Here is a 14007-nt window from a genome sequence, read left to right as displayed (position 1 = left end):
CCCGGCCTGCGGGCTGTTGGGACACGCACAGGGCCCGGACGGTTCCGTCCCGTCCGGGCCCTGTGCGCGGTCCGCCCTCGCAGCGGCGCCGTTCAGTCCTTGGCGAGCGGCTCCCGCGCGGCGCCCGCGTCCCGCCACGGCCTGCACAGCAGCAGGAAGCACGTCACCGCGGCCAGCGCGCAGACCACCTGCACGACGGCCATCGGCACGGCGGTCTTCTCGCCGGCGATCCCGACCAGAGGTGAGGCGATGGCACCGATCAGGAACTGGGACGTCCCCAGGAGCGCGGAGGCCGAGCCGGCGGCGTGCCTCGTACGCATGAGGGCCTGGGTGTTGGTGTTGGGCATCGCCAGGCCCATCGCCGACATCAGCACGAACAGCCCGGCGGCCACCGGCACCAGGCCGACCTCGCCGAAGACCCCGGAGGTCATCAGCAGCAGGGCGACCGCCGCCACGGAGATCACGGCGAGGCCGAGGCCGAGTGCCTTGTCCAGGCTGACCCTGCCGACGAGCAGCTTGCCGTTGATCTGGCCGACGGCGATCAGCCCGATGGAGTTGATCCCGAAGAGCAGGCTGAAGGTCTGCGGCGAGGCCCCGTAGATTTCCTGCACGACGAACGGCGAGGCGCTCACGTAGGCGAAGAGCGCCGCGAAGGCGAGGCTGCCCGCGATCATGTAGCCGGTGAACACCCGGTCGGCCAGCAGCCCGCGCATGGTCCGCAGCGCGTCGCCGACACCCCCGGTGTGCCGCTCCGCCGCGGGAAGTGTCTCGTGGAGCCACTTCCAGACGACGAAGGTGAGCAGCACGCCGACGACGGTGAGGACGACGAAGATGCCGCGCCAGTCGGTGAACTGCAGTACCTGGCCGCCGATCACGGGCGCGACGACGGGCGCCACTCCCGAGATCAGCATGAGGGTGGAGAAGAACCGGGCCATCTCGTCGCCGTCGTACAGGTCGCGTACGACGGCCCGGGAGATCACGATGCCCGCGGCGCCGGCCAGGCCTTGCAGGAGGCGGAAGCCGATGAGGAGTTCCGCGGTGGGGGCGACGGCGCAGATCGCGGTGGCGATCACGTAGACGACCATGCCGAGGAGCAGCGGGGTGCGCCGGCCCCAGCGGTCGCTCATGGGGCCGACGACGAGCTGGCCGAGCGCCATGCCCAGGAGGCAGGCCGTCAGGGTGAGCTGGACCGTCGCGGCGGGGGCGTGCAGCGCGTCGGTGACCTCCGGGAGTGCCGGGAGGTACATGTCCATGGAGAGCGGCGGCAGGGCGGTGAGCCCGCCCAGCACCAGGGTGACCAGGAGGCCGGCCCGCCGTGCGGTGGTCGTGGGGGCGCCCGGAATGCCTGGCGCGAGGGGGGTGGAGATGGCCGGCACACCCGCGGCGGTGGGGGTGGCGGTGGCCTGGGCGCCGAGTGCGGCGCCTTCGGTGTTCTTCGTCGGTATGTGCTCGTGCTCTTGCTGGGCCCGGCTCGCGCCGCTGTCCGGCATCCTCTTCTCCGCTTCGTTGAATCCGCATCTATGCTCTCAGGTCAGTCGTAGTGGTCGATACCTTTGTGTGAGGGCGGGCGGCATGAGCGGGACTGTGCGTTGGGGTGTTCTGGCGACGGGCGGCATAGCCGCGAGGTTCACCGAGGACCTGCTGGCGATGCCGGACTCCGGGGCCGAGGTCGTGGCCGTCGCCTCCCGTACCGAGGCCTCCGCGAGGGCCTTCGCCGACCGGTTCGGGATCGAGCGGGCGTACGGCAGCTGGGCGGAGCTCGTCGCGGACGACTCCGTCGACGTCGTGTACGTCGCAACCCCGCACTCGGCGCACCGGGAGGCGGCGGGGCTCGCCCTGGAGGCCGGCAAGCACGTCCTGTGCGAGAAGGCGTTCACGCTCAACGCGCGTGAGGCGCGGGAGCTGGCCGGACTGGCCCGGGAGCGCGGGCTGTTCCTGATGGAGGCCATGTGGACGTACTGCAACCCGCTGATCCGCCGGATCACCGAGCTGGTGCGGGACGGCGCGATCGGTGAGATCCGCACGGTGCAGGCCGACTTCGGCTTCGCGGGCACCTTCGGGGCCGAGCACCGGCTGCGCGACCCCGCACTGGGCGGCGGCGCGCTGCTGGACCTCGGGGTCTACCCGGTGTCGTTCGCCCAGCTGCTGCTGGGGGAACCGGACCGGGTGCAGGCCGACGCGCTGCTGTCCCCGGAGGGTGTCGACCTGAACACCGGGATGCTGCTGGGGTGGGACTCCGGTGCCACCGCGCTGCTGAGCTGCTCGATCGTCGCAAACCTGCCCACCTCCGCGACCGTCACCGGCACGGAGGGGCGGATCGACCTCCCCCGGGACTTCTTCCACCCGGACCACTTCTTCCTCCACCGGTCGGGCCGGGAGCCGGAGAAGGTCGTCACGGGCCCCGGCCCGCAGGGCCTTTCGGGGATGCAGTACGAGGCGGCCGAGGTGACGCGCGCGCTGCTGGCGGGCGAGACGGAGTCGCCGCTGGTGCCGCTGGACGGTTCGCTCGCCGTGATGCGGACGCTCGACGCGGTGCGTGACCGGATCGGTGTCCGTTACCCGGCGGACGACCGCGCCTGAGACACGGTCCCTCTCCTCGGTACCGGTCCGGGCAGGCGGGCCCCGGACCGGTACCGGCTGCGGGTCAGGCGGGGGTGAGCCCCGGGTTGCCGGCCTCGGTCACGAAGGAGCCCGCCGTGCCGACCGGCGCGCCGGGCGTGGTGACGGCCGACACCGTGCGGAAGTCGGCGCGTGCCTCGCGCGTGCCGAGGGTGACGAGTGCGTAGCCGCGGCGCCCGTTGTAGAACTTCATGTGCGGGTTGGCCTGGGTCAGGTTGTTCCAGTTGGCCGGCTTCTCGGAGCCGTCCTTGCCGCTGGTGATCGAGGTGGCCACGATCTCCGTGCCGACGGTCCGGGAGGCCGGGTCGTCGAAGTCCTTCTTGAGGTCGAAGCCGTAGCCGACGTGCACGTCACCGGTGAGCACCATCAGGTTCTCGATCCCGGCGGCCTCGGCGCCGTCCATGATCCGCTGCCGGGAGGCGGGGTAGCCGTCCCAGGAGTCCATGGACAGCTTGTAGGCGTCGGACGGGACGTCGCGCCGGCGGGCGAAGGTGACCTGCTGGGGTACGACGTTCCAGCGGGCGTCGGAGGCCTTCCAGCCGTCGATCAGCCAGCGTTCCTGGGCGGCTCCCGTCATGGTGCGCGCCGGGTCCTCGGACTCGGGCCCGGGGACCTTCCAGCCGTCGCCGTAGGCCTGGTTGCTGCGGTACTGGCGGGTGTCGAGGATGTCGAACTGGGCGAGCCGGCCGAAGCGCAGCCGCCGGTAGAGCCGCATGTCGGGGCCGGTGGGGCGCTGCGGGGCGCGCAGCGGCTGGTTCTCCCAGTAGGCCCGGTAGGCGGCGGCCCTGCGCAGCAGGAACTCCTCCGGGGGGACGCTGTTCTCCGGGGTGTCGCCCGCGTAGTTGTTCTCGGTCTCGTGGTCGTCCCAGGTGACGACGAAGGGGTGCGCGGCGTGCGCGGCCCGCAGGTCGGGGTCGGACTTGTAGAGCCCGTACCGCATGCGGTAGTCGTCCAGCGTGAGCGTCTCGCGGTTGAAGTGGCCGGGCAGGACGCGGTCGGTGTAGTTGCGGGCGCCTCCGACGGCCGTGACGGCGTACTCGTAGAGGTAGTCGCCGAGGTGGAAGACCACGTCGACGTCCTCGTCGGCGAGGTGCCGGTAGGCGGTGAAGTAGCCGTCGTGGTACGCCTGGCAGGAGACGGCGGCCAGTGTCAGGGAGCTGTTGCGTACGCCGGGAGCGGGCGCGGTGCGGGTGCGGCCGGTGGGGCTGGTCCAGTCGCCGGCCCGGAAGCGGTAGTAGAAGCCCCGGTCGGGAGCGAGCCCTCGCACGTCCACGTGGACGCTGTGCCCGAACTCCGGGTGGGCGGTGGCGGTCCCGCGCCGGACGGTGCGGCGGAAGCGTTCGTCGCGGGCGATCTCCCAGCGGACCTCGACGCGCTCGGCGGGCAGCCCGCCGTCGGGCTCGAAGGGGCGGGGCGCGAGTCTGGTCCACAGCAGTACGGACGTCGGCAGGGGGTCCCCGGAGGCCACCCCGAGGGTGAACGGGTCCTCCGTGATCCTCCGGGCGTCGAGCTCGGCGGCCGCGGCGGTGCCCGCGCCGGGCAGACCGGTCGCGAAGGCGAGCGCGGCGGCGGCACCGGTGACGGTGAGGAAACGGCGGCGGCCCACTCCGGCTCCGAGCCTGCGTGCGGCATCGCGGAGTTCGGCGGACCGGCCGTCCTGGCCGGGCGTCCTGCTGATCTGTGCGGGTGTCATGTGCCCCTCCCCTGCCGGATGCTGTCAGAGGCATTGGAGTGCGGGACGACGACTTTCCGTTGGCACGTACACAACATCCGAATGGCGGTGCGATGAGCACCTGGGTGCCGCCCTCCGCGAAACCTCCCGTACGCTGCCGGGCCATGAACGCTGAGCGGAAAGTCGCCGTCGTCACGGGCGCGGGATCGGGAATCGGCAGGGCGGTCGCCCTCACCCTCACGGGTGCGGGCTGGACCGTGGCCCTGGCGGGACGGAGGGCCGCCGCCCTGGAGGAGACGGCCGCCGCGGCCGGCCCGGGCACGGCGGTCGGCCTGCCCACCGACGTGAGCGATCCGGACGAGGTGGCCGCGCTCTTCGCCTCCGTACGGGAACGCTTCGGCCGGCTGGACCTGCTGTTCAACAACGCGGGGACGTTCGGGCCGCGCTCGACGCCGGTCGAGGACCTCGCGTACGAGGACTGGCGGACGGTGGTCGACGTCAATCTGACGGGTACGTTCCTGTGCGCCCAGGCGGCGTACCGCCTGATGAAGGAACAGGACCCGCAGGGCGGACGGATCATCAACAACGGGTCGGTCTCGGCCCACGCGCCGCGCCCGCACTCCCTCGCGTACACGGCGACGAAGCACGCGGTGACCGGCCTGACGAAGTCGCTGTCGCTGGACGGCCGGCCGTACCGGATCGCCTGCGGGCAGATCGACATCGGCAACGCGGCGACGGACATGACCGAGCGGATGAGCGCGGGGATCCTCCAGGCCAACGGCGAGGTGGCGGCCGAACCCGTCATGGCGGCCGACGACGTGGCCCGGACGGTGCTGCACATGGCCGAGCTGCCGCTGGAGGCCAACGTCCAGTTCGCGACGGTACTGGCGACGGCCATGCCGTATGTGGGTCGCGGCTGATCAAGTCCAGCCGAAGTTCGCCCCGAACTGACCGCCAAATGACAGAATTTGCAAATTTCCGCCTGTGGGACCAGGTGGGCTCCTACCGCCCGTATGCTACTGACCTTCACCGAATGAACACAGAAGGACCACACAACATGCGCATACGTACCGCCGCGCCCCTCGCTCTGGCCGCCGCCACCGCACTGGCCGGCTCGCTCCTCGCCTCTGCCCCGGCCTCGGCGGCCTCCCATCAGGGCGGGCTGCACCTCGGCAAGATCCAGTACGACAGCCCCGGCAAGGACACCCGGACGAACACGTCCCTCAACGCCGAGTACGTGGACATCCACAACAACGGCAAGGCAAAGCTGCAGCTCAAGGGCTACAAGCTGAAGGACGACACCGGCTATACGTACACCTTTCCGAGCTTCACCGTCGCCGCGGGCAAGACGGTCCGGGTCCACACCGGCAAGGGCAAGAACTCCGGCACGCACGTGTACTGGAACCGCGGCTCGTACGTCTGGAACAACACCGGCGACAAGGCCCGGCTCATCAAGCCGAGCGGCACCCTCCGGGACTCCTGCTCCTGGGGCAAGGGCAACGGCGTGAAGGTCTGCCACTGACCGAGGTGAACGGCCGCCACGGCCGGGGGGTCCGTGGAGCGGCCAGGGGGTGGGCCGGGGAGTCAGGACCCCGGACCACCCCCTACGTCTCCCGGTGGCACTCCGTGACGCCACCGGGAATGCGGGGCCCGGGGCCCTGGTTGGCCTGTGGCATGAGTACACACTCCGGCACCGAGGTCCTCCGCTACACCGCGTTCTCCGCCGACCCGGAGGGGGGCAACCCCGCCGGGGTCGTCCTGGACGCGTCCGGGCTCGGCGACGCCGAGATGCTCGCCGTCGCCGCGGACCTGGGCTACAGCGAGTCGGCCTTCCTCACCGACCCGGACGGGCACGGCGGACACACCGTCCGCTACTTCAGTCCGAAGGCCGAGGTCCCCTTCTGCGGCCATGCCACGGTCGCCGCCGCCCTCGCGCTCGCCGAGCGGGACGGGCCGGGGGACCTGGTGTTCTCCACACCCGCCGGCCCGGTGCCGGTCACCGTCGTCCGCGAGGGCGGCGCGCTCCGCGCCACCCTCACCAGCGTCGAGCCGCACACCGAGGACGCCGCACCCGAGGATCTGGCGGAGGCCCTGGCCGCCCTGGACTGGCCGGCCGCGGACCTGGACCCGGCGCTGCCGCCCCGCATCGCGTACGCGGGCGCCCGGCACCTGGTGCTGGCCGCCGCGACCCGGGAACGGCTGGCGGACCTGGCGTACGACTTCGCCCGCCTGGAAGCCCTCATGCGCCGGCTCGACCTGACGACCGTGCAGCTGGCGTGGCGGGAGTCCGCCACCGTCTTCCACGTCCGTGACCCGTTCCCGGTCGGCGGCGTGGTCGAGGACCCGGCGACGGGTGCGGCGGCCGCCGCGTTCGGCGCGTACGCGCGGGAGCTCGGCCTGGTCCCGGACGACGCGGTCCTCACCCTGCACCAGGGCGCCGACATGGGGCGCCCCGGCACCCTCACCGTCGAGCTGACGCCGGGGGACGCCCGTGTCCGCGTGAGCGGCACGGGCACCCGGATCGGCTGACGGGGAGGGCGGGCCCGCCGGGCACGCCCGAGTCGGTAGCGGAGGGCCGCCCCACCTCGTCCGACCCCAACGCCCCTATGCTGCTGCCAGGTTGATCGGTCAGCCGGTATCGCCGCCCAGAGCGGCGATACCCGCATCGGAGAACGGGACGGCGATGGCGCCTGCAGACATCGACACCAGCAAGCCGCACCCGGCGCGGCTGTACGACTGGTACCTCGGCGGGAAGGACAACTACCCGGTGGACGAGGAGCTGGGCAGGCGGCTGACCGCGTTCGCCCCCGTCATCCCCGTCATGGCGCGCATGAACCGGGCGTTCACCCACCGGGCCACCAGGTGGCTGGCGGGGCAGGGGATCCGGCAGTTCCTGGACATAGGCACCGGCATCCCCACCGAACCCAATCTGCACCAGGTGGCCCAGGCCGTCTCCCCGGACGCCCGGGTCGTCTACTGCGACAACGACCCCGTCGTCCTCAGCCACGCCCAGGCCCTGCTGAACGGGACCCCCGAGGGGGCTCTCGGCTATGTGCAGGCCGACGCACGGGAGACCGACCGCATCCTGGCCGAGGCGGCCGAGGTCCTCGACTTCGACCGCCCGGTCGGCCTGTCCCTGAACGCGCTGCTGCATTTCCTGAGCGACGAGATGGGTGCCTACGCGGTGGTGGAGCGGCTGACCGCGGCGCTGGCGCCCGGCAGTTACCTGGTGATCTCGCACCTCACTCCCGACTTTCACCCCGCGGAGGCGTCCCAGAAGGTCCGCGACATGTACCGGGCCAACGGCCTGACCCTGGACATGCGTGACCGCGACCGCTTCGCCCGCTTCTTCGACGGGCTCGACCTGGTCGCTCCCGGGATCCTGGCCGCCGAGGAGTGGCACCCGGAGCTCGGCGAGCCGGTCCCCGGCCAGGAGGGCGCGCACAGCGGGGAGTACGTGGCGGTGGCCCGCAAGGCCTGACCCCGGCCCGTCCACACGGGCGGCGGCCCGCGCCCGCTCGGACGGACCGGCGTGCCGGGCCTCAGGCGAGCAGGCCGGCGATCTCCTCCATCTGCCCGTGCCGCAACGGGCCGCGGGTGAGGGCGGCCGCGTTCTCCTCGGCCTGCGCGACGGTCCGGAAGCCGGGGATCGGCACCGTCCGTCCGCTGCGCGCCCACAGCCAGCCGAGTGCCCCCTGCGCCAGGGTGCGGCCGTCGGCCGTCAGCACCTCGCGGACGGCCTCGACCCGCTTCACCCAGTGCTCCGACGGCACCCCGCCCTCCTCGAACCAGCTCAGCCAGGCGGGCGGGGCGGACCGGATGTCCCCCGCGTCCGCCCGTGGGCTCCTGCCCCGGGCCCCGGCGAGGAGGCCCATGGCCAAGGGGCTCCGGATGACGCTGATCAGGCCTTGCTCCTCACTGAGGTCCAGCATTCCGGGGGCGTCCTCCAGCACGTTGCAGGCGTGCTGGACCGCCGCGCAGTGCTCACCCGCGGCGAACAGCGCGGCGCGTCCCGGGTCGTCGGTGCTCCAGCCGTAGGACCTGATCAGCCCTTCGGCCACGAACTCCTCGCAGGCGTCGCGCAGTTCCGCCGCCTCGGCGAGCGGGGTGTCGCCCAGGTGCAGCTGGTACAGGTCGATCCGGTCGGTCCCCAGCCTGCGCAGCGAGGCGACGAGCGCCCGGCGGGCGTACTCCGGGGACCGGTCGGCGCCGTCCATCGTCCGGGTCCGCTCGTCGAAGAGGTTGCCCCATTTGGTGGCGACGACGACCTCGTCCCGCCTTCCCGCGAGCGCCCTGCCCAGCACCCGCTCGCTGTGCCCGGCCCCGTACACGTCCGCGGTGTCGAAGAAGGTCACCCCGAGGTCGAGCGCCCGGCGGACCGCGGCCACCGACTCGTCGTCGTCGACCACGCCCCAGCCGAGCGGGCCCCCGTCGGGCGTCGACCACTCACCGCCGATCGCCCAGCACCCGAAGCCGAGTGCACCCACGTCCGTCCCGCTGCCGCCGAGCGTCCTGCGCCGCCGTTCCGTTTCGGTCCTCATGCCGCAGAAGCTAGGAGTTGAAGTGCACAGGAGGTCAAGCGCCGCCCTCGGGTCCGTTCCCGCGCCCCTGCGTCAGCTCACGTACACGCCCGCGCGCGCCGCGACCGCCGCCGCCGCGGCCGCCCGGTCGGCGACCGTCTCGTCGAGCGGGTCCCCGCTGGCCAGAAGCCGGTAGTAGAGCGGCGCCGACACCGCCCGGATCACCTCGCGGGCATCGGTGCCCGGGGGCAGTTCACCCCGGCCGGCGGCCGCGTCGACACAGCCGGCCCACTCCTCGATGCGCACCGCGTAGAAGCGGTGCAGCGCCTCGGCCGTCCGGCGGTCGCAGGTCGCGGCGGCGACGACGGCGGCGAAGAGGGGGCCCTGGCGCGCGTCGGTCAGCGTCCGCACCACCAGACGCGCGTTGGCCCGGAGGTCCTCGTCCAGGGATCCCGTGTCGCTGCGCGGCTCGGACTGCTCCGCCATGTCCGTCAGCAGGTCGGCGACCAGTCCCGCCGTGGTGGACCAGCGCCGGTAGACCGTGGTCTTGCCGACCTCGGCGCGGCGGGCGACATCGGCGAGATCGAGCCCGTTGAAACCCTGCTCGACCAGCGCGTCACCGGCCGCGCGCAGCACGGACTCCCGCACCCGGGCCGTGCGACCACCGGGCCGGACCGTGCCCGGCTCACCATCGACCGCATCCATAACGGCACTCCAGTTCCATTAGTTGACCGACCCCTGTTACGGTGTGCTCCATCTTAACGGAACCAGAGAACCATTAAAGCTTCGGGTCTCCAGGAAGGGCACCCCATGTCCACGTCCAGCACGGCATCCGTCACCGCGCCTCCCCGGACTCCGGGACCGCGGATGACCGGCCGGCAGAAGCTCGTCCTCGTCCTCCTCCTCGGCGCACAGTTCATGATCGCCGTCGACTTCTCGATCCTGAACGTCGCCCTGCCCGCCGTGGGCGAAGGGCTCGGGTTCTCCCTCGGCCACCTCCAGTGGATCGCCACCTCCTTCGCCCTCGCCGCGGCCGGATTCACCCTCCTGCTCGGGCGCGTCGCCGATCTCGTCGGGCGCAAGCGCCTGTTCGTCGGCGGCATGGTCGTCCTCGGGCTGTCCTCGCTGCTCGGCGGACTGGCCACCTCGCCGCAGGTCCTGCTCACCGCACGCGTCCTCCAGGGTCTGGCCACCGCGGCGGTCACGCCGGCCGGACTCGCCCTGCTGACCACGGCGTTCAAGGAGGGCCCGCTGCGCGAGCGCGCCCTCGGCCTCAACGGTGCCCTGATGTCCGCGGGTTTCACGGCGGGGGCGGTCCTCGGCGGCCTGCTGACCGACCTGCTCTCCTGGCGCTGGGCCTTTTTCGTCAACGTCCCCGTCGCCGCGCTCGTCGTCGCGCTCGCCCCGTCCGTGATCTCCGAGTCCCGGCCGGCCGAGCGTCCGAAGCTCGACCTGCCGGGCGCCGCGGCCGTCACCGGCGGTCTGCTCCTCCTCGTCCACGGACTGACGCAGGCCGGCGAGTCCGGCTGGACCACGCCCACCACGCTGACCGCCCTCCTGGCGGGTGCCGCTCTCCTCGTCGCGTTCTGGTTCGTCGAGAAGCGGGCGGCGGCCCCCCTGGTGCCCGTGCACATCCTCCGGCGGCGCAGCGTCATCTGGGGGAACGCCACCGGGCTGATCGCCTTCGTCACGGAGACCTCCCTCGTCTTCCTGCTGACGCTCTACCTCCAGGAGGTCCTCGGCTACTCCCCGCTCGCCACCGGACTCGCCTTCGGCGTGCTGGGGGCCGGCACCGTGACCGGCGGCCTGCTCGGCGGACGGGCGGTCGGCAGGTTCGGCAACCGGCGCGCCATCGTCCTCGGCGGCGTCGCCCAGGCCGCCGCGACGCTCTCCCTGGTGGCGCTCGGCACCTCGGACGGCTGGATCGCGTTCCTGCTGGCCGCGACCTTCGTCGGCGGCGTCGGCAACATGCTGATGATCGTGGGCTTCATGGTCACCGCCACCTCCGGTCTCCCCGACACGGAACAGGGCCTGGCCACCGGGCTGGCCACGATGACGCAGCAGGTCGGGATCACCCTGGGCATCCCGGTCATGAGCGCGGTCGTCACCGCCCGGACGGGTACGGCCACCGGGCCCGGTGCGGTGCTGTCCGGTGTCTCGGCGGCGGTCCTGGTCAACTCCGTCCTCGTCCTCGCGGGAGCGCTGCTCGCGGGGGGGTGTTCCTCGGCCGGTCCGGCAGCCGTACGCCCGCCGGGTGAGTCGGGCCCCTGCGGCGGGGCACGGGCGCGGCAGGATGGCGGGCATGGCCCCACCGCTGACCGTCCCCAGCCTGACCGCCGGAGCCGATTTCGTCCTGCGCCCGTGGGAGATGAGCGACCTGCCCCTCGTCCGCGAGGCGGCGGCGGACGACTACATCCCACTGATCACGACGATTCCCTCGCCGTACTCCGACGAGGCGGCGGAGGCCTTCGTCCGGCGCCAGTGGGACCGGGCAGCCGCCGGGACCGGGTATCCGTTCGCCATCGCGCGCACCCGGGACCGGCGGCCGGTCGGCGCCATCGGGATCCGGCTCACGGACGCGGCCGAGGGCCGGGCGACGCTCGGCTACTGGATGACGGCCCCAGGGCGCGGCCAGGGGGTCGCGGGGGCGGCACTGCGCACGGTCACCACGTGGGCCCTGCACGAGCTGCGCATCCCTCGGGCGCAGGTCCTCATGGAGCCCTGGAACACGGCCTCGGTGAGGACCGCGGAGAGCGCCGGCTACCGGTGCGAGGGCCTGCTGCGCGGCTGGCGGGAGATCGGGGGCCGGCGCCGGGACATGCTGATCTACGCCCGGTTGAACGAGGACCGTCATCCCGATGACCGGGCGCCCACCGGGGTCTGAACGCGGGACGTTACGATCACGGGCACCGCGGCGCACCCGCGGTCGCGCAGCCCACCGGGAACCCAGGAGCCGAGCCTTGTCCGAACCACGCATCGGTGTATCCGTCGTGACGATGGGAGACCGCCCCGAGCAGGTCGAGGCACTGCTGGCGTCGGTGGCCATGCAGGACGTCCGCCCCTCCCGCGTGGTCGTCGTGGGCAACGGCTCGCCCCTCCCCGACTACGGCGCCTTCCCCGGACTGACCGGCCTCGCCGGCGGGGTCACCCTGCTCGAACTCGACGAGAACCTCGGCTGCCCCGGCGGCCGCAACGAGGCCCTCGACGCGCTCGCCGGCTTCGGCGACGTGGACGTGGTGATCGAACTGGACGACGACGGACTCCTGGTGGACAAGGACGTCTTCCGCAAGGTCCGGGATCTGTACGCCGCCGACCCCGGCCTCGGCATCGTCGGCTTCCGTATCGCGGACGAACGGGGCGAGACCCAGCGCCGGCACGTCCCGCGCCTCCGCGCCAAGGACCCGATGCGTGGCGGTCCGGTCACCGCGTTCCTCGGCGGCGGCCACGCGCTGTCCATGAAGATGCTCGCGGAGACCGGCCCCTGGCCCGCCGAGTTCTTCTTCACGCACGAGGAGACGGACCTGTCCTGGCGGGCCCTCGACGCGGGCTGGAAGATCCTCTACGAGCCCGGGCTGCTGCTCCAGCACCCCAGGACGTCCCCGGCCCGGCACGCGGTCTACTACCGCATGACCGCCCGCAACCGCGTCTGGCTGGCCCGCCGCAACCTTCCCCTCCTCCTGGTGCCCGCCTACCTCGGCACCTGGGTCCTGCTCACCGTCGCCCGTACGCGCTCGGCCGCCGGCCTGCGCGCCTGGGCGGCCGGCTTCGCCGAGGGGGTGCGCACCGAGTGCGGCGTGCGCCGTCCGATGCGCTGGAGCACGGTGTGGCGCATGACGCGCCTGGGCCGCCCGCCGGTCATCTGACGTCCGGGTGGCCCGGTCGGCGGGCCGCCGTCCACCGGTACAGCACGTCCGGCTCGTTCTCCTCGTTGCGGCTGCCGTCGTCGTACGCCACGGCGACGAAGCCGTGGCGCTCGTAGAAGGCGCGTGCGCCGGATTTGCGCCGGAAGGTGTAGAGGCTCAGCTCCCCGCGCGAGGCCGCCTTCACCCGCTCCAGCAGCCGTGTGCCCACGCCCTGCCGCACCGTGTCGGGCCGCAGGTAGAGCTGGTCGAGCTCGTCCCCGTCGAGCGAGGCGAAGCCCAGCAGCTCCCCCGACTCCCCCTCGGCCACCCATGTCCTGCTGCCGGGCAGCAGGACATGGGTGATCCAGGCGAGCGTGTCCTCGTCGCTGTGCACCCGCCGCAGACCGGGCAGCGCGGCTGCCCGCGAGGCGAGGAAGACGGCGGTGATCTCCTCCGCGTCCCGGTCGGTCGCGTCCCTCAGCCGTACGGACCTGTCCTGAGCCATCGTCCCGCTCCCCCTCCGTGGTGAACGCACAGGTATACCAGGGGCGTCCGTCGGCCCGGCGCCCCGCGCGTCCGGAAGCCCCCGGCCGCGCGGACCGCGGCCCTCCTCCCCGTGTGTCCGTCCGCGGCCGGGCCGGTGTTCCGGCGGATAATGCGGCCCGACGCAACGACCACCGCAATCGGAGGAGTCCCCGCTGTGGCCCTGACCCGTGAAGAGCGTGAACAGTTCCTGGCCGAACCGCATGTGGCCACCGTGGCGGTGAACGCGACGGAGGAGGGCCGCGCACCGCTCGCCGTCCCGATCTGGTACGCGTACGAGCCGGGCGGCGACCTGTGGATCATGACGGGTCGCGACTCGCGCAAAGGCGTCGCCATCGCCCGTGCGGGGCGCTTCAGCATCGTGGTCGACCGTGTGTCGCCGACCGTCCGCTACGTCTCCGTCGAGGGCCCGGTGGTCGCCACGGTCCCGGCCACCCGCGAACAGCTGGTGGAGATGTCGTCCCGCTACCTGCCGGCCGAGAAGGTCGACGCCTACGTCGACTTCGCCTGGAGGGAGCACGGCGAGCAGGTGGTCGTCCGCATGCGTCCCCAGCACTGGCTGAGCTCGGATCTGGGCGAGGTCTGAGACACGGAGTCCCCGGAGTCCCCCCGGGGGGCGGGCTCCGCGTCGCGCCGCCGCCGGGCGGCGGCCGAAACGGCGCCCCTCCCCCGTCTCCGGGAGGCGGACCACCGCGGACCGCCCGGGGAGGGCGGCCTCCGCCCCCCTGTCCGCCGCGTCCGTCGCGTGTGCCGGGTGTGGCCGCGGGCGCACCCCTGCGACCTCGCCGTACTCCACCGCGAGGGGCTCCGA

The 14007-nt window shown here is 72.8% G+C and carries 13 protein-coding genes and 1 pseudogene; 9 read left to right on the top strand and 5 right to left on the bottom strand.

Translation table 11 applies throughout. The annotated features are described in order from the left end of the window. Positions 1–92: 92 nt before the first annotated feature. Positions 93–1490 carry a Bcr/CflA family multidrug efflux MFS transporter gene (locus IA22_RS0103495; RefSeq protein WP_030122706.1) on the bottom strand — a complete coding sequence of 466 codons (1398 nt, stop codon included), beginning with the start codon at positions 1488–1490 and terminating at the stop codon, positions 93–95. Positions 1491–1572: 82 nt separating this feature from the next. Here IA22_RS0103495 and IA22_RS0103490 point away from each other — a divergent pair, with 82 nt between their 5' ends. Next, entirely contained in the window at positions 1573–2580 is a 1008-nt protein-coding gene (locus IA22_RS0103490; RefSeq protein ID WP_014156562.1) for a Gfo/Idh/MocA family protein, read from the top strand. A gap of 64 nt (positions 2581–2644) precedes the next feature. Here IA22_RS0103490 and IA22_RS0103485 read toward each other — a convergent pair whose 3' ends face one another. Next, complete coding sequence (locus IA22_RS0103485; protein ID WP_030122705.1) at positions 2645–4312, bottom strand: alkaline phosphatase D family protein; 1668 nt, start codon at positions 4310–4312, stop codon at positions 2645–2647. A 143-nt stretch (positions 4313–4455) separates the two neighbouring features. Here IA22_RS0103485 and IA22_RS0103480 point away from each other — a divergent pair, with 143 nt between their 5' ends. The 4 genes from IA22_RS0103480 (at position 4456) to IA22_RS0103465 (ending at position 7772) form a co-directional block, all read left to right on the top strand. After that, positions 4456–5211: an SDR family oxidoreductase gene (locus tag IA22_RS0103480; protein ID WP_030122704.1), complete on the top strand. Its 756-nt coding sequence runs from the start codon at positions 4456–4458 to the stop codon at positions 5209–5211. A 137-nt stretch (positions 5212–5348) separates the two neighbouring features. Further along, positions 5349–5813 (top strand): lamin tail domain-containing protein, encoded by a 465-nt coding sequence (locus tag IA22_RS0103475; RefSeq protein WP_014156559.1) that lies wholly within the window; start codon positions 5349–5351, stop codon positions 5811–5813. Between the two features lie 152 nt (positions 5814–5965). Then, entirely contained in the window at positions 5966–6820 is an 855-nt protein-coding gene (locus IA22_RS0103470) for a PhzF family phenazine biosynthesis protein (protein WP_030122703.1), read from the top strand. 154 nt (positions 6821–6974) lie between these two features. Beyond that, a complete protein-coding gene (locus tag IA22_RS0103465) occupies positions 6975–7772 on the top strand; it encodes an SAM-dependent methyltransferase (RefSeq protein ID WP_014156557.1) in 798 nt (265 codons plus the stop codon). 61 nt (positions 7773–7833) lie between these two features. Here the strand turns inward: IA22_RS0103465 and IA22_RS0103460 are convergent, their stop codons facing one another. After that, entirely contained in the window at positions 7834–8832 is a 999-nt protein-coding gene (locus IA22_RS0103460; protein WP_030122702.1) for an aldo/keto reductase, read from the bottom strand. Between the two features lie 72 nt (positions 8833–8904). Then, complete coding sequence (locus IA22_RS0103455) at positions 8905–9516, bottom strand: TetR/AcrR family transcriptional regulator (RefSeq protein WP_030122701.1); 612 nt, start codon at positions 9514–9516, stop codon at positions 8905–8907. Between the two features lie 105 nt (positions 9517–9621). Between IA22_RS0103455 and IA22_RS0103450 the strand changes: the two are divergent. The 3 genes and pseudogenes from IA22_RS0103450 to IA22_RS0103445 all read left to right on the top strand — a co-directional run. After that, positions 9622–10833, top strand: a pseudogene (locus tag IA22_RS0103450) (MFS transporter); the annotation flags it as partial. A gap of 280 nt (positions 10834–11113) precedes the next feature. Next, a complete protein-coding gene (locus IA22_RS33945) occupies positions 11114–11695 on the top strand; it encodes a GNAT family N-acetyltransferase (protein WP_015576964.1) in 582 nt (193 codons plus the stop codon). A gap of 76 nt (positions 11696–11771) precedes the next feature. Beyond that, entirely contained in the window at positions 11772–12674 is a 903-nt protein-coding gene (locus tag IA22_RS0103445) for a glycosyltransferase family 2 protein (RefSeq protein ID WP_030122699.1), read from the top strand. On the opposite strand, the gene IA22_RS0103440 is transcribed toward IA22_RS0103445, so the two are convergent. Continuing rightward, complete coding sequence (locus IA22_RS0103440; protein WP_030122698.1) at positions 12667–13158, bottom strand: GNAT family N-acetyltransferase; 492 nt, start codon at positions 13156–13158, stop codon at positions 12667–12669. The two genes, IA22_RS0103445 and IA22_RS0103440, sit on opposite strands and share 8 nt — an antisense overlap. A gap of 195 nt (positions 13159–13353) precedes the next feature. Here IA22_RS0103440 and IA22_RS0103435 point away from each other — a divergent pair, with 195 nt between their 5' ends. Next, entirely contained in the window at positions 13354–13782 is a 429-nt protein-coding gene (locus IA22_RS0103435; protein ID WP_014156550.1) for a pyridoxamine 5'-phosphate oxidase family protein, read from the top strand. The last annotated feature ends 225 nt before the right edge of the window (positions 13783–14007 follow it).

This window comes from Kitasatospora papulosa, from assembly GCF_000717245.1.
GTDB classification, from domain to species: Bacteria; Actinomycetota; Actinomycetes; order Streptomycetales; family Streptomycetaceae; genus Streptomyces; species Streptomyces papulosus.
Note: the sequence above shows the minus strand (reverse complement) of the source record. Positions and strands in the feature narration are given on the sequence as shown.

What these genes read in the sequence shown, in the direction of transcription:
- IA22_RS0103495 (WP_030122706.1), bottom strand. Translation starts at nt 1,490, where the DNA reads ATGCCGGACAGCGGCGCGAGCCGGGCCCAGCAAGAGCACGAGCACATA.
- IA22_RS0103490 (WP_014156562.1), top strand. Translation starts at nt 1,573, where the DNA reads ATGAGCGGGACTGTGCGTTGGGGTGTTCTGGCGACGGGCGGCATAGCC.
- IA22_RS0103485 (WP_030122705.1), bottom strand. Translation starts at nt 4,312, where the DNA reads ATGACACCCGCACAGATCAGCAGGACGCCCGGCCAGGACGGCCGGTCC.
- IA22_RS0103480 (WP_030122704.1), top strand. Translation starts at nt 4,456, where the DNA reads ATGAACGCTGAGCGGAAAGTCGCCGTCGTCACGGGCGCGGGATCGGGA.
- IA22_RS0103475 (WP_014156559.1), top strand. Translation starts at nt 5,349, where the DNA reads ATGCGCATACGTACCGCCGCGCCCCTCGCTCTGGCCGCCGCCACCGCA.
- IA22_RS0103470 (WP_030122703.1), top strand. Translation starts at nt 5,966, where the DNA reads ATGAGTACACACTCCGGCACCGAGGTCCTCCGCTACACCGCGTTCTCC.
- IA22_RS0103465 (WP_014156557.1), top strand. Translation starts at nt 6,975, where the DNA reads ATGGCGCCTGCAGACATCGACACCAGCAAGCCGCACCCGGCGCGGCTG.
- IA22_RS0103460 (WP_030122702.1), bottom strand. Translation starts at nt 8,832, where the DNA reads ATGAGGACCGAAACGGAACGGCGGCGCAGGACGCTCGGCGGCAGCGGG.
- IA22_RS0103455 (WP_030122701.1), bottom strand. Translation starts at nt 9,516, where the DNA reads ATGGATGCGGTCGATGGTGAGCCGGGCACGGTCCGGCCCGGTGGTCGC.
- IA22_RS33945 (WP_015576964.1), top strand. Translation starts at nt 11,114, where the DNA reads ATGGCCCCACCGCTGACCGTCCCCAGCCTGACCGCCGGAGCCGATTTC.
- IA22_RS0103440 (WP_030122698.1), bottom strand. Translation starts at nt 13,158, where the DNA reads ATGGCTCAGGACAGGTCCGTACGGCTGAGGGACGCGACCGACCGGGAC.